The organism is Roseovarius tolerans (genome assembly GCF_900109855.1).
In the GTDB taxonomy this organism is placed as follows: Bacteria; Pseudomonadota; Alphaproteobacteria; order Rhodobacterales; family Rhodobacteraceae; genus Roseovarius; species Roseovarius tolerans.
This window is the reverse complement of sequence record NZ_FOBO01000002.1, coordinates 121,344-134,866: the sequence shown is the minus strand read 5'-3', so window position 1 is coordinate 134,866 and position 13,523 is coordinate 121,344. Positions and strand designations below refer to the sequence as shown.

13 protein-coding genes are annotated in these 13,523 nt (G+C 65.7%); 7 read left to right on the top strand and 6 right to left on the bottom strand.

The window, feature by feature from the left end; genetic code table 11:
• Positions 1 to 33 precede the first annotated feature (33 nt).
• From BMX04_RS02445 to BMX04_RS02435, 3 genes are read left to right on the top strand one after another with little or no spacing between them, the layout of a single operon-like run.
• A complete protein-coding gene (locus tag BMX04_RS02445) occupies positions 34 to 1,350 on the top strand; it encodes a M48 family metalloprotease (protein WP_074784844.1) in 1,317 nt (438 codons plus the stop codon).
• Positions 1,351 to 1,367: 17 nt separating this feature from the next.
• Complete coding sequence (locus tag BMX04_RS02440) at positions 1,368 to 2,114, top strand: DsbA family protein (RefSeq protein WP_244888465.1); 747 nt, start codon at positions 1,368 to 1,370, stop codon at positions 2,112 to 2,114.
• Positions 2,115 to 2,119: 5 nt separating this feature from the next.
• Positions 2,120 to 2,635 carry a hypothetical protein gene (locus tag BMX04_RS02435; RefSeq protein WP_175477312.1) on the top strand — a complete coding sequence of 172 codons (516 nt, stop codon included), beginning with the start codon at positions 2,120 to 2,122 and terminating at the stop codon, positions 2,633 to 2,635.
• Positions 2,636 to 2,681: 46 nt separating this feature from the next.
• On the opposite strand, the gene gndA is transcribed toward BMX04_RS02435, so the two are convergent.
• The 4 genes from gndA to BMX04_RS02415 form a co-directional block, all read right to left on the bottom strand.
• Positions 2,682 to 4,082 (bottom strand): NADP-dependent phosphogluconate dehydrogenase, encoded by a 1,401-nt coding sequence (gene gndA, locus BMX04_RS02430; protein WP_074784842.1) that lies wholly within the window; start codon positions 4,080 to 4,082, stop codon positions 2,682 to 2,684.
• A 147-nt stretch (positions 4,083 to 4,229) separates the two neighbouring features.
• Positions 4,230 to 5,156 carry an ornithine carbamoyltransferase gene (gene argF, locus BMX04_RS02425; protein ID WP_074784970.1) on the bottom strand — a complete coding sequence of 309 codons (927 nt, stop codon included), beginning with the start codon at positions 5,154 to 5,156 and terminating at the stop codon, positions 4,230 to 4,232.
• A 78-nt stretch (positions 5,157 to 5,234) separates the two neighbouring features.
• Complete coding sequence (locus BMX04_RS02420; protein WP_074784841.1) at positions 5,235 to 6,410, bottom strand: aspartate aminotransferase family protein; 1,176 nt, start codon at positions 6,408 to 6,410, stop codon at positions 5,235 to 5,237.
• A gap of 174 nt (positions 6,411 to 6,584) precedes the next feature.
• Positions 6,585 to 7,844 (bottom strand): MFS transporter, encoded by a 1,260-nt coding sequence (locus BMX04_RS02415; RefSeq protein ID WP_074784840.1) that lies wholly within the window; start codon positions 7,842 to 7,844, stop codon positions 6,585 to 6,587.
• A gap of 167 nt (positions 7,845 to 8,011) precedes the next feature.
• Here BMX04_RS02415 and BMX04_RS02410 point away from each other — a divergent pair, with 167 nt between their 5' ends.
• The 4 genes from BMX04_RS02410 (at position 8,012) to BMX04_RS02395 (ending at position 11,100) form a co-directional block, all read left to right on the top strand.
• Positions 8,012 to 8,911 (top strand): DMT family transporter, encoded by a 900-nt coding sequence (locus BMX04_RS02410; RefSeq protein WP_074784839.1) that lies wholly within the window; start codon positions 8,012 to 8,014, stop codon positions 8,909 to 8,911.
• 47 nt (positions 8,912 to 8,958) lie between these two features.
• Positions 8,959 to 9,351 carry a hypothetical protein gene (locus BMX04_RS02405; protein ID WP_074784838.1) on the top strand — a complete coding sequence of 131 codons (393 nt, stop codon included), beginning with the start codon at positions 8,959 to 8,961 and terminating at the stop codon, positions 9,349 to 9,351.
• Positions 9,348 to 10,298 (top strand): sterol desaturase family protein, encoded by a 951-nt coding sequence (locus BMX04_RS02400; RefSeq protein ID WP_074784837.1) that lies wholly within the window; start codon positions 9,348 to 9,350, stop codon positions 10,296 to 10,298. The genes BMX04_RS02405 and BMX04_RS02400 overlap by 4 nt, the downstream gene beginning before the upstream one ends.
• A 241-nt stretch (positions 10,299 to 10,539) precedes the next feature.
• Entirely contained in the window at positions 10,540 to 11,100 is a 561-nt protein-coding gene (locus BMX04_RS02395) for a TetR/AcrR family transcriptional regulator (protein ID WP_074784836.1), read from the top strand.
• Positions 11,101 to 11,105: 5 nt separating this feature from the next.
• Here the strand turns inward: BMX04_RS02395 and BMX04_RS02390 are convergent, their stop codons facing one another.
• Together BMX04_RS02390 and cimA are read right to left on the bottom strand one after the other, a co-directional pair.
• Positions 11,106 to 11,888, bottom strand: a complete 783-nt coding sequence (locus BMX04_RS02390; RefSeq protein WP_074784835.1) for a squalene/phytoene synthase family protein — start codon at positions 11,886 to 11,888, stop codon at positions 11,106 to 11,108.
• Complete coding sequence (cimA, locus tag BMX04_RS02385; protein WP_074784834.1) at positions 11,885 to 13,501, bottom strand: citramalate synthase; 1,617 nt, start codon at positions 13,499 to 13,501, stop codon at positions 11,885 to 11,887. The genes BMX04_RS02390 and cimA overlap by 4 nt, the downstream gene beginning before the upstream one ends.
• Positions 13,502 to 13,523 lie beyond the last annotated feature (22 nt).

Below are 13,523 nucleotides of genomic sequence, written 5' to 3'. Positions count from 1 at the left end.
CCCTCTCTTCACGTCGAAAGGCAGGTCAGGTCAATGCAGCTCCTCCGATTTCTCGCGATCTCGCTGATCCTGAGCATCACCCTCGCGGCCCCGGCCCGTGCGGTGACCCTGCTGCGCGATCCCGATATCGAACATGCGCTGCGCGCGCTCGGCGCGCCGGTGCTGCGCGCAGCCGGGCTCAACCCCGACCGGGTCGATATCATGGTGATCGACGCGCCCAACATGAACGCCTTCGTGATCGACGCCGACAGCATCTTCATCCATTCCGGCCTGCTGTTGCGCATGGACAGCCCCGCCATGCTGCAATCGGTGATCGCCCACGAGGCCGCGCATATCGCCAATGGCCACCTGATGCGCCGCCCGATCAATGCCCGCAACGCGCGCAATGCCGCCGCCCTCGGCACCGCGCTTGCCGCCGTCGCCGGGGCGGCGACCGGCAGTGGCGGATTTGCCGCCGGGGCCGCGGCGGGCATTCAGGGGGCGGCGATGCGCAGCTTCTTCGCGCATACCCGCGCCGAAGAGAACGCCGCCGATTCGAGCGGGATGCGCTTTCTCCACGCCGCCGGGATCGACCTCAACGGCGCGGTGCAGGTGATGGATCTCTTTCGCGGACAGGAATCGCTCGCGGCCTCGCGTCAGGATGCCTATGCGCGCACGCACCCCCTGTCGCGCGACCGCTATCGCCGGGTGCGCGCGCTCGCGGATGCGCAATCCAGAACCGTCGCACCCGACCCCGAGGCGACCTATTGGTTCGCCCGCGCAAAATCCAAGCTCTCGGCCTTTCAGCGCTCACCGAAATGGACCCTCACCCGCGCCGGCGAATACGGCTACGAGGACATCAAGCTGATGCGCCAGGCCATCGCCCATCACCGCAATGCCGATCTGCGCCGTGCGCTCAAAGCGATTGACGGGGCCGTGGCCCGCCGCCCCGACGATCCCTTCCTGCATGAATTGCGCGGGCAGATCCTGATGGAAAGCCGCCAGATCAAACCCGCCGTCGCCGCCTATGCCCGGGCCACCAATCTCGCCCCGCGCAACGCGCTGATCCTCGGCTCCTACGGGCGCGCGCTGCTGGCCGACGGACAGGTGCAGATGGCCGCACAATTCCTCGAATCCGCCCGCAGCCGCGATGGCCGCGACTTCCGCGTATTGCGTGACCTCGCACAGGCGCAGGCCCGGCTTGGTAATAACGGCATGGCCTCGGTACTGACCGCAGAGCGTTATGCGATGGCGGGGCGGCTCAAAGATGCTAAGATCCACGCCGAACGCGCCTCCGGCCTGCTTCCCCGTGGCTCTGCCGCATGGCAGCGCGCGCAGGATGTGCTACACGCGGCCAAAGCCGCAGAATAACGGAGTATGACCCAGTGATTCGAAGCCTTGTCACCGCCGCCGCCCTCAGCCTGCCCTTGGCCCTGCCCGCCCAGGCCCTCGATCTCGACAACCTGACCGAGGCCGAGCGCGCCACGCTGCACGCCGAAATCCGCGCCTACCTTCTGGAAAACCCCGAAGTGATCATGGAGGCCGTGGCCGTCCTCGAAGAACGTCAGGCGCAGGGCCAGGCCCAGGCCGATGTCGACCTCGTGCGCGCCAATGCCGACGCGATCTTCAACGACGGTCACTCCTGGGTCGGCGGCAACCCCGAGGGTGACATCACCCTTGTCGAATTCATGGATTACCGTTGCGGCTATTGCCGCCGCGCCGTGGACGAGGTCAACGGCCTGCTCGAAGACGACGGCAACATCCGTTTCATCGTCAAGGAATTCCCCATTCTGGGCGAAGACTCGGTGCTGGCCTCGCGCTTTGCCATCGCCACCCAGCAGGTCGCCGGCGACGAGGCCTACAAATCCGTGCATGACGCGCTGATGGCCTATAACGGCGCGATGAACGACACCGGCTTCACCCGTCTGGCCGACTCGCTCGGGCTCGACGCCAACGCCATCGTCGCGGCGATGGACAGCGAGGCCGTGACCGAGGTGATCGCCGCCAACCACGCGCTCGGCCAGCGGCTCCAGATCAGCGGCACGCCGTCTTTCGTGATGGGCGACCAGATGCTGCGCGGCTTCCTGCCGCAGGACGCGATGCAGGACATCGCAAACGACATCCGCACGCAATAAATCGAATGCTCTCCCGTCTTTTCGGCGCGGCCCTCCTCGGGGGGCTGCTGCTGCCATATGCTGCGACGGCACAAGACACCGGCGCGCAATCGCGCCCGCCCCTCGGCAGCGCGATCCGCGAAGTGCTGATCGCCACGCCCGAACTGCTCTCAGAGATCATCGGCCTGTCGCGCCCCGCCCCCGACCTCTACGGCGAAGAGGCCGAACGCGATCGTGCCACCCTCGACCAAGCCGCGCCACAGCTCTTCGACCCGGCCCAACCCGGCTTCGGCCCAACCGATGCCCCTACGCGGCTGGCCTTCTTCACCGCAGAGAACTGCCCCGACTGCACCCGCGCCGAGGACGAGTTGCGGACACTCGCACAACGGCTGGGCTTTCGCGTCGCGGTCTTCGACATCGGCTCCGACGCCGCCCTCGCCCGCAGCCTCGGCCTCGACATGGCGCCTTCTTACGTGCTGCCCGACATGATGCTGCGCGGCGCGATGCCCGCCATCGTGCTCGAACGCTACCTGACCGAGTGACCCCTGCCCTTCATCTTGCCAAAAATACTCAAATACCCGGCCCGGTTCAGTCCCACCACGGCCCGTGATGCCGCCCCGCCTGCCCCAGTCGCTCGAATCCGTGATGCCCGAACATGTCGCGCTGCGCCTGGATCATGTTGGCGCTGCCATGCCCCAATCGCATGCTGTCATACCATGCCAGCCCGGCGCTCAGCGCGGGCACCGGATGCCCGCCATGCACCGCACTGCACACCACCTGCCGCAACGCGGGCACACAGCGCGCAAGGGTCTGCGCCAGACCGGGATCGAGGATCAGCTGACCCTCCGGCAGATCGCGCTCACAGGCGACCGCGATCTCGTCCAGAAGCGCAGAGCGGATGATACACCCCGCCCGCCAGACCCGCGCGATGGTCGCAAAATCGAGCGACCAGTCGTACTCCTCCGACGCCGCCGCCAGCACCCGAAACCCCTGCGCGTGCGCCAGAATGCGCGCCGCCAGAAATGCCTCGGCCAGGACCTCGGGGCTGGCCTCGATCGCGCCAACCGCACCGCCAAGAACCGCCTCCGCCGCCTGCCGCGTGTCTTTCTCCGAGGACCAGCTGCGCGCGCCCACGGCCGCCTCGATCATGCTCGCCGATTGTCCCATGCGCTGCGCCTCGATCACGCTCCAGCGCCCGGTGCCTTTTTGACCGGCGGCATCCTTGATCACGTCGATCATCGGATGCCCGGTCTCAGGGTCGGCATAGGTCAACAGCTTGGCGGTGATCTCCACCAGGTAAGAGCGCAGCGGCCCGGCATTCCACGCATCGAACAGCGCGCCGATCTCGGCGGGCGGCAGCGCCAGCCCGTTGCGCATCAGGCTGTAGATTTCCGCGATCACCTGCATGTCGGCATATTCAATGCCGTTATGCACGGTCTTGACGAAATGCCCGGCCCCGTCGGGGCCAAGATGCGCCACGCAGGGGCTGCCCTCGTGGCGCGCTGCGATGGCGGTGAGGATGGGCGCGATCCGCGACCAGGCCTCGTCGCTGCCGCCCATCATCATCGACGGACCGTGCCGCGCACCCGCCTCCCCGCCCGAAACCCCGAGACCGACGTAATACAGACGCGATACCGACAGTTTACCGACCCGTCTTCGGGTGTCGTGAAAATCGGCATTGCCGCCGTCGATCACGATATCGCCGGGCTCCAGTAGCGGCGTGACCCGCTCCAGCATTTCATCCATCGGTGCCCCCGACGGGATCATGAACAGGATGATGCGCGGGGCGGCAAGAGCCGCGATAAACCCTTGTAACTCCTCGAAAGATTGCAGGCGCGCCGCCAGATCTCCGGCCTCTGTCATGAAGGGCGCGATCCAGTCTGCCTCGCGGTTGGTCACGGCGACGTCAAACCCGTGCTCCGCCATGTTGAGCGCCAGAGCGCTGCCCATGGTGCCAAGCCCGTAGACCCCAATCTGCGCCTTGCCCATCCGCCCTCCGATACCGTTAACGAAACGAGGTAAGCCTAGGCCGCAAAACGATAAATTGCAAGCAGCCGAACAGCCATGGGCTCAGGCCAGAGGGCGACGACAGCACAAGACTAACGTCATCCTCCGGCTTGACCGGAGGATCTCCCGTCACACCCCAAGCGTCCAGCGCATGATCGCCTTTTGTGCATGCAGACGGTTCTCGGCCTCGTCAAAAATCACCGAGGACGGCCCGTCCATCACCTCGGACGTCACCTCCTCGCCGCGATGCGCGGGCAGGCAATGCATGAAGAGCGCGTCCTGTTTCGCCTGCGCCATCAGCCTGTCATTGACCTGATAGGGCCGCAGCATGTTGTGGCGGCGCTCCTTGGTGGACTGGCTGTCATGCATGCTGACCCATGTGTCGGTGACAATCAGATCGGCGCCCTCGACCGCCTTGGCGGGGTCGCGCTCGATGGTGATCGTGCTGCCAGCCTTGCGCGCAAGGCCAATGAATTCAGGCTCAGGATCAAGCTGCATCGGCCCGGTAAAGGTCAGATCGAAGCCGAACTGTCCGGCGGCATGCAGGAAGGACGCGCAGACATTGTTGCCGTCGCCCGACCAGACCACCTTCTTGCCGGTGATCGGCCCGCGATGCTCCTCATAGGTCAGGATATCGGCCATGATCTGGCAGGGATGGGTGCGGTCGGTCAGCCCGTTAATCACCGGCACGTCGGAATATTCGGCCATTTCCAGCAGCACGGATTCATCAAACGTGCGGATCATGATCATGTCGACATAGCGCGAGAGCACCCGCGCGGTATCCGCGATCGTCTCGCCATGGCCCAACTGCATGTCAGCCCCCGACAGCACCATGGTCTCACCGCCCATCTGCCGCACGCCCACGTCGAACGACACCCGCGTGCGCGTCGAGGGCTTCTCGAAGATCAGCGCCACCATGCGGCCTGCGAGGGGCTGTTCAGAATCGGGCGTGCCGCGCGGATGACCGTTGCGTGCGTCTTTCATCTGGCGCGCCTGATCTATGATCGCCCGTAATTCGGCCGGATCGGTTTTGTGAATGTCGAGGAAATGAGTCATGTCATGTTTCGCTTTTTTCATTGCAGGTCATTTGGGGGCCAGCTCCAAACCCCCGGAGTATTTCGGTCAAAAAGAAGCTCAGGCGGCTTCCACGGCGCTTGCGGCCGCGTCCAGGCGGGTGATCGCTTCGGCGATCTCGTCATCCGTGATGGTCAGAGGTGGCAGCAGGCGGATCACGTTGTCGGCGGCGGGTACTGTGACGACCAGCGCCTCATACCCGGCCTTGACCACATCCGTGTTGGCGGCCTTGCATTCCAGCCCAAGCATCAGCCCCAGCCCCCGCACGCCGACAAAGACATCCGGATGTGCCGCGACCAACCCCTCCAGACGCTGCCGCATCAGCCCGGCCTTGCGGTTGACCTCACCGAGGAATTCGGGCGTGGCCACATGCTCCATCACCGCGCAACCCACGGCACAGCCCAAAGGATTGCCGCCATAGGTGGAGCCATGCGTGCCAGCCCCCATGCCCGACGCGGCGGGCTCCGTGGCCAGCACCGCGCCGAGGGGAAAACCGCCGCCGATGCCCTTGGCGACCATCATGATATCGGGCGCAACGCCCGCCCATTCATGCGCGAAAAGCCGCCCCGTGCGCCCCACGCCGCATTGCACCTCATCAAAGATGAGGAGGATGCCGCGCTCGTCGCAAAGATCGCGCAGCCCCTTGAGGCATTGATCGGGCAGCGGACGAATGCCGCCCTCGCCCTGCACCGGCTCGATCAGGATGGCGGCGGTATTGTCGTCGATGGCGGCGTGGAACGCCTCGTGGTCGCCCCAGGGCACATGTTTGAACCCCGGCAGAAGCGGCCCGAAGCCCTTGGTCATCTTCTCAGACCCGGCAGCCGCGATGCCCGCAGAGGACCGGCCATGGAACGAGCCGCCAAAGGCGATGATATCGGTCCTCTCCGGTTGGCCTGCGTCGTAGAAGAACTTGCGCGCCATCTTGACCGCCAGCTCGCAGGATTCGGTGCCGGAGTTGGTGAAAAACACCGTATCGGCAAACGTCGCCTCGACCAGCCGGTCGGCCAGTTCCTGCTGCTTGGGGATCTGGTAGAGGTTCGAGGTATGCCACAGCTTGCCCGCCTGCTCGGTCAGCGCCGCCACCAGTGCGGGATGCGCGTGCCCCATGGCATTGACGGCGATCCCTGCGCCTAGATCGAGAAAACGTCGACCATCGGCCTCGATCAGCCAGGCGCCCTCGCCCTTCACGAATGAGAGCGGCGCGCGGTTATAAGTCGGCAGGATCGACGGGATCATGGCAGGTTCCTTGTCAACAAGAGGCCCTTTGAGTGCCGCAAGGGCGGGGCCAAGTCAATCTTTTGGGGAAATTGGCGCGCTCTGCGCCGGGATCACGAGGGGACGGGACGTCAGACGCGGGTGCGTCGGCGTCGGATCGGGGTATATGTCGCGCTGGTAATCATGAGCAGCGTCTTAGCCGGTTTCGCGTGTCAGGGAAAGCGGAATGTCGCATGGCGGGGCGGCCTCCACCGCGACGCGCGCCGCGCCCAGCCTTGGATGCAGGTGCCGCGCCAGATGCCAGCAGGTCAAAAGGCCAACACCGGCCAGCGCGAAAATCCCCGGCAAGGGGGCCACCAGAAGCACCAGCCAGGCCGCCCCCGGCGTCATGATCCCCGAGACATCGCGGAAACTGGCATAGATCGCCGACATCTCCGTGCGCTCCGACGGTTTCACCGCCATCAGGAACGGCAGCCCGGCCGACACATCAAGCAGCACCAGAAACACCGAGGCGAGCGCCAGACCCGCGACCGTCGCCCAGGGCCAGCCGCTCGCCACGGCCCCCAGCACGAAGAGCAGCCCAGACACCGCGAACCCCACCCGCACCGCCCGCCGGATTGAGCGGCGCTGCATCCAGCGCAGCATCAATGGCGTCACGAACAGCATCCCGTTCGAGGCCGAGAGCAGCATGCCGCCCAGATCCTCGCCCAGCCCCTGCTGCACCGCGAAGATCGGCAGATAGACCACATAGGCCCACCAGCCACAGGAGCGGATCACCGCGAAAACCCATCCCGCCACCAGCCGCGGCTGCGCGAAAAATCGCGGCAGCCACGCCAGCGGATTGGGTGCCGGGGCCCGCGCGCGGGTGATCAGCCGCCCGTTGCCAAGCCGCATGTAGAGAAAAAGCGCCATCATCGCGCAGGCCGCCACCCCGGCGATCAGAAATGGCAGCGGTCGCCACAGCCCCAGAAGGGCAACGCCCAGCCATGGCCCCGCCGTCCAGCCCGCCGCACTGTAGAACATGCGCGAGGTCTCACAGCGGCCCAGATCGGATTTGGCGATGAAATCGAGCACATAGGCGTTGAAACACACGAACACCATGACCGTCGCCGCCGTCATCAGCGCGAGCGCCGCGATCATGCCGGGCGCGCCACCCTGCGCGCCCATTCCCGCGCCGCCCGCGAACATCGCGCACCCCATCACGTAGATCCAGCGGCGCGGCACATGGCGCGTTGCAAAAGGCACCATTAGCCCCGTGGCCAGCGACAGCAATCCGACGAGGAAATACACCTCCGACACCAGCGCCGCATCGCGCAATGCGCGATACATCTCCAGTGGCATGACCGAAATCAGGATGCCACGCGCCATCGCCTCGGTGCCCGCCAGCAGGGCGAACCCCCGAACCGAGGGGGTGGGCGCGTGGCGGAGCCATTCGGGAATGCGGCGGTCATGCATGTCTTGGATCTTGGATGGTTTTGCGTTTCGCTCGCATGAAACCGGACGGCCTGCGCGACCGGGCGCGACATGGCGTCGTTTTCCGGCCATGGCGCACGCGAATTTGTTGGCGGGTGGCAGGCTGTTACCGCTTGCAGCCCGATATGAGGCACGGCAAAGCTGCGCGCATGTTCACGCCCCGTGCCCCCAATCCCGGCCTTGCCGCCCTGCTTACGCTTCTGGCCGCCGCATTGCTGGCAGGTACGACACTGCTGGCCAAGGCGCTCGGAACGCAGGCGCTCGGCCCCCCGCTGCATGCGCTACAGATCAGCCACGGGCGGTTTCTCTTCGCCTTTCTGGCAATCGCCACGATGACGGCGCTGATCCGCCCGCGTTTCAACCGTCCCGATCTCGCAACCCATGCCAAGCGCTCCTGCTTCGGCTGGGCCGGGGTCACGCTGATGTTCGCCGCCGCCGCCTTCATCCCGCTGTCGGATGCCACGGCGATCAGCTTTCTCAACCCGGTCTTCGGAATGATGCTCGCTATCCCGCTCCTGGGCGAGAGGGTCGGGCCGATCCGCTGGTGCGCCGCCGCCATCGGCCTTGCCGGGGCCGCGATCCTGATGCGACCGGGCAGCGGCGCGATCGCGCCCGGAGCACTTCTGGCGCTTGGCGCGGCGATGTGCCTCGGGGCCGAGCTTATCTTCATCAAGCGCCTGTCGGGGCGCGAAGGGCCGTGGCAGATCCTGCTGATCAACAACGCCATCGGTCTGAGCATCGCGACCCTTGCCGTGATCTGGGTCTGGGCCGCGCCCACGCCCGCGCAATGGGCCGCATTGGCGGGTATCGGCCTTTTGATGGCCCTTGCCCAAGCCTGCTTCGTCAATGCAATGGCGCGGGGCGATGCGAGCTATGTGGCGCCGTTCTTCTACACCGCGCTGGTCTTTGCCGCGCTCTATGACGGGGTGATCTTCGGCGTCTGGCCCGATTGGGTCTCGGTCACCGGGGCGGCGGTCGTGCTCTGCGGGGCCGGCCTTCTGGTTTGGCGCGAGGGGCGGCGGCGCAAAGTGACGCAACGCCCGCTTTGACAAATGCGCCCGGCCTTTGGCTAAATTCGGCAAGGAGGGAGGGGACCATGCCACTGAGCATCCTGTTGCCAATGGTCGTTCTGGGCATCGCCGCAATCGCGGTGCTGCTGCATCTGCTTGGCCTCTCGCGCCGGGCGACACTGCCGGATGTGGCGGCGGCGCGGGCCGCTTGGCTGCGGGAGTTTCCCACCGACGCGCCGATCCATGTCACGCTCTGCGACAACAGGTCCGCCGCCCTGATCGCAACCGAGACCGGGCGCGGCGTGGTCTGGCCCATGGGCGCGGACACCACCGCGCGTTACCTTACCGGCGCGCGGCTTACCGCAACGAGCAGCGGTCTTCGCCTAGACCTGCCCGACTATACCGCGCCATGCATTCACATTGCCCTTGATTCAGATGAGGCCGCCGCGTGGCAAGACACGCTGAAGGAGACCGCATGACCGACATGATCACCTTTCCTGACGTGGTGAACTGGGCGGTGCCGCTCTTCATCGCCGCCATCCTCGCCGAACTGCTGTGGATCGTGACCAAGGGGCGCGGCGGGCGCTACGAGACGCGCGACGCGCTCACCTCGCTCATCATGGGGGCGGGCAACGTGGCCTCGGGCATCCTGCTGGGCTTTGTCGCCTACGGCTTCTTCATGCTGCTGTGGGAGATAACGCCGATTGATCTGGGCACCTCAATCGCCACGATCGCGCTCTGCTTCGTGCTGGACGATCTGCGCTATTACTGGGTGCACCGCTTTGGCCATCGCATCCGCTGGGTCTGGGCGTCTCATGTCAATCACCATTCCTCGCAGCACTACAACCTGACCACGGCGCTGCGACAGACATGGACCGGCACATTCACCTTCATGATGGTGGTGCGCGCGCCGCTCATCCTGCTGGGGTTTCACCCGGCGATGGTGCTGTTCGTCGGCGGGCTCAACCTGATCTATCAGTTCTGGATTCATACCGAGGCGATCGGACGCATGCCCCGCTGGTTCGAGGCCGTGATGAACACACCCTCGCACCACCGCGTCCATCACGGGCGCAACCCGCGCTATCTTGATTGCAACTATGCAGGCGTGTTCATCATCTGGGACAAGATGTTCGGCACCTTCGTGCCCGAACTCGACGAGGAAAAACCCGATTACGGCCTCGTCCGCAATCTCGGGACGTTCAATCCGATCCGCGTTGCCTTTCACGAATGGGTCGGCATCTTCCGCGATGCCACGCAGCCGGGGCTGACTTGGCGCGAGCGTCTCAACTATTGCATCATGCCGCCGGGCTGGAGCCATGACGGCAGCCGCGAGACCTCCAGCGCGATCAAGGCCCGCCATGTGCGCGATCACCCCGAGCACGCGAGCACACCCGGCTTACCGCCTTTGCCGGACCACACGCCCTAGTTGCTTCACGCAACGTCCACTATTTATTTATTTGACCAATCATTCCACACCCGATTAAATTGCTCCAAGCTTTCGCGCCATCACGTACGCCAAGGCCCGGGCCGGTCGGACTGCTCCAGCGGATGATCGCCCGAGAAGTACCCGGCATCTTGTTCAAGGCCCATTACTCAGCCTTGTTCAGGGTGTCGGGGATGGCATATGCCTTGGCCACGCGTCCGTATCCCGCCCTTTCGGAGTGATCATGCCCTGGGAAAAGTCTTATGACGACGCCACCGTGCTGGAGGCTGCCATGACCGCCTTCTGGGCGCATGGCTATCAGGGCACTTCGATGGCCGATCTTGTATCGGCCACCGGCGTCAACCGGAGCAGTCTCTATGCCGGGTTCGGTAACAAGCGCGACCTCTTCCTGCGCGCGCTGCGGCACTACGACGACACCTACCGCACCGGTTTTCTTGAGCAGCTACTCCATGAGCGCAGCCCGACAGATGCGATCCTCGCGGCATTCGATGTCGCAGCAGAAGGCAATTCGCAGATGCCGGGCGGATGCCTGATGATCAATTCCGCCATGGAACTCGCCCCACATGACCCCGAAGTCGCGGCAATGGTCGATGCCAGCATGGGCAAGGTCGAGACGTTCTTCACCGAATGCCTCGCGCAACGCGACACCCCGCCGATCGACACGATCGGAACCGCCAAGGTGTTACAGGGATTGCTGATCGGCCTGATGGTCGTGCGTCGCGCCAATAAGGACAGCCCGTCGATTCCGGCCATTCTTGCGCAGGTGCGCAGCCTCGTCGGCTAAGCGCCCTACCAGCGCCCCGACAGCGCCCGGAGCATGAGGCCGAACCTGCTGCGCGCCGGGGCGGGATCAAGCGCGCCTTCGGCGACCGATGCCGGGCGACGCATCGCCGCACGCAGGACCGGCCCCGTCTCCCACAATGGAAAAAGCGCCGGGGCCGCCGCGGATGACACGTCCGCGCGCGCCGTCCGCGCCTTTGCAAGCCGCCGCAGCCCCTCACGCGCCAGCATGCGCACCGCCTCGGGCCGACCGTCCGGCAAGGGTTTGCGTCCCGCCGCCTCCAGTGCCGGGATCGCGCGAAACCAGTTGGCAAGGCCGAGGGCAAAGCCCGCATCGCGCAGCACGTCCTCCTCGGCGGGGCCAAGCGCCCGCGCCGCCGCGCGGATCAGGTTGCCCGATGTCGCCTCGATATAGCGCGTGAAATCCGCCTCATCCTCGAACGGCGCGCGCTCGACATCCCACCGCCGCGCCTCGATCAGATCAATGAGCAGCCCGGCCCCTTCCGCATCCAGCACCCGCGCCAGCGGCGTCACCACCTCGTGCCGCCGCACCGCGCCGCCCGCGCGGATCTCCTCCAGCGCATCCACCCACCATTGCAGGCGCATCTCGGCGATCATCGGCTCGGACGTGACCCAGGGCGCGCGCGCCACCTCGACATTGAAGGCATAGACCGGAAAGAGCACCCCACGCGCCGCCACCGGCGCCGCCATCGCCGCCTGAAACCGAGGCGCATCGGCGCGGCGCACCAGATCGGCACAGGCGGTCACATCGGCGTCGAACGCAGTGCTCAAACCGCCCCCTCATGCACAAGCTTCCAGTTGATAGCATCGAGCAGCGCCTCAAAGCTGGCATCGACGATATTGGGGCTCACGCCCACCGTCGACCAGCGCCGCCCGGCGCTGTCCTGGCTGTCGATGATCACCCGCGTCACCGCCTCGGTGCCGCCTTGGGTGATGCGCACCTTGAAATCCACCAGGTGCATATCGGCGATCTGGTCCTGATAGGGCCCGAGATCCTTGGCCAGTGCCCGCGCCAAGGCGTTGACCGGCCCCCGGTCACAGCCCTCGGCATCCATCGACTCCGACACCGACAGCTTCTTCTCGCCACCGACCTTCACGACGACCACCGCCTCCGACAAGCTCACCATGCGGTCATACTTGTTCTTGCGCCGCTCCACCGTGACCTTGTAGCGCTTGACCTCGAAGAATTGCGGCATCTGCCCCAGTTCCTTGCGCGCGAGGATTTCGAAACTCGCCTGCGCGCTGTCATAGGTGTAGCCCTGATCCTCGCGCTCCTTGATCACCTCCAGAAGCCGCGCCAGCGCCGGATCGCCCGGCGCCACCTCGATCCCCGCCTCGGCCAGACGACGCCGCAGGTTCGATTGCCCGGCCTGATTGGACATCGGGATGATGCGGGCATTTCCGACGGTCTCGGGGTCGATATGCTCGTAGGTCGAGGGATCCTTGAGGATCGCGCTCGCATGCAGCCCCGCCTTGTGGGCAAAGGCCGAGGCCCCGACATAGGCCGCCTGCCGCAGCGGCACACGGTTGAGGATTTCATCGAGTTGCCGGCTCACCGCCGTCAGGCTCTTAAGCCCCTCGCGGCTCACCCCGATCTCGTAGGTATCCGCATAGGGCGGCTTCAGCATCAGCGTCGGGATGAGCGTGGTCAGGTTGGCATTGCCACAACGCTCGCCCAGCCCGTTCAATGTGCCCTGCACCTGCCGCGCGCCCGCATCGACGGCGGCCAGACTGCCCGCCACGGCATTCTCGGTGTCGTCATGGGTGTGAATGCCAAGACGGTCGCCGGGAATACCGGCGGCGATCACCTCGCCCACCATGCGCCCGATCTCGGTAGGCAGGGTGCCGCCATTGGTGTCACAGAGCACGACCCACCGCGCGCCCGCCTGCATTGCTGCGCGCAGACATTCCAGCGCATAACCGGGATTGGCGCAGTAGCCGTCAAAGAAATGCTCGGCATCGAACAACGCCTCGCGCCCCTGCCCCACCAGATGCGCGACGGAGCGGGCGATGTTCTCGACGTTTTCCTCCAGCGTGATGCCAAGTGCCGCGCTGACGTGGAAATCATGGGTCTTGCCGACGAGGCACACCGCCTTGGTCCCGGCATTCATCACCGCCGCGAGAACGTCATCGTTCTCCGCCGACCGCCCGGCCCGCTTGGTCATGCCAAAGGCGGTAAGTGTGGCGCGGGTCTGCGGCACCGCCTCGAAAAAGGCACTGTCCGTGGGGTTCGCGCCGGGCCAGCCGCCCTCGATGTAGTCCACGCCCAGCCGGTCGAGTGCCTCCGCGATCTGAATTTTCTCGGGCGTGGAAAAGCTGACGCCTTGCGTCTGCTGCCCATCCCGCAGGGTGGTGTCGTAGAGATAGAGGCGTTCGCGGGTCATGCTAAGCCCCCGCGCGGAATCA

Coding starts and splice junctions, on each gene's coding strand:
- argF (WP_074784970.1), bottom strand. CDS start 5,156: ATGACTCATTTCCTCGACATTCACAAAACCGATCCGGCCGAATTACGG.
- BMX04_RS02445 (WP_074784844.1), top strand. CDS start 34: ATGCAGCTCCTCCGATTTCTCGCGATCTCGCTGATCCTGAGCATCACC.
- BMX04_RS02420 (WP_074784841.1), bottom strand. CDS start 6,410: ATGATCCCGTCGATCCTGCCGACTTATAACCGCGCGCCGCTCTCATTC.
- BMX04_RS02410 (WP_074784839.1), top strand. CDS start 8,012: ATGTTCACGCCCCGTGCCCCCAATCCCGGCCTTGCCGCCCTGCTTACG.
- BMX04_RS02395 (WP_074784836.1), top strand. CDS start 10,540: ATGCCCTGGGAAAAGTCTTATGACGACGCCACCGTGCTGGAGGCTGCC.
- BMX04_RS02415 (WP_074784840.1), bottom strand. CDS start 7,844: ATGCATGACCGCCGCATTCCCGAATGGCTCCGCCACGCGCCCACCCCC.
- gndA (WP_074784842.1), bottom strand. CDS start 4,082: ATGGGCAAGGCGCAGATTGGGGTCTACGGGCTTGGCACCATGGGCAGC.
- BMX04_RS02435 (WP_175477312.1), top strand. CDS start 2,120: ATGCTCTCCCGTCTTTTCGGCGCGGCCCTCCTCGGGGGGCTGCTGCTG.
- BMX04_RS02400 (WP_074784837.1), top strand. CDS start 9,348: ATGACCGACATGATCACCTTTCCTGACGTGGTGAACTGGGCGGTGCCG.
- cimA (WP_074784834.1), bottom strand. CDS start 13,501: ATGACCCGCGAACGCCTCTATCTCTACGACACCACCCTGCGGGATGGG.
- BMX04_RS02405 (WP_074784838.1), top strand. CDS start 8,959: ATGCCACTGAGCATCCTGTTGCCAATGGTCGTTCTGGGCATCGCCGCA.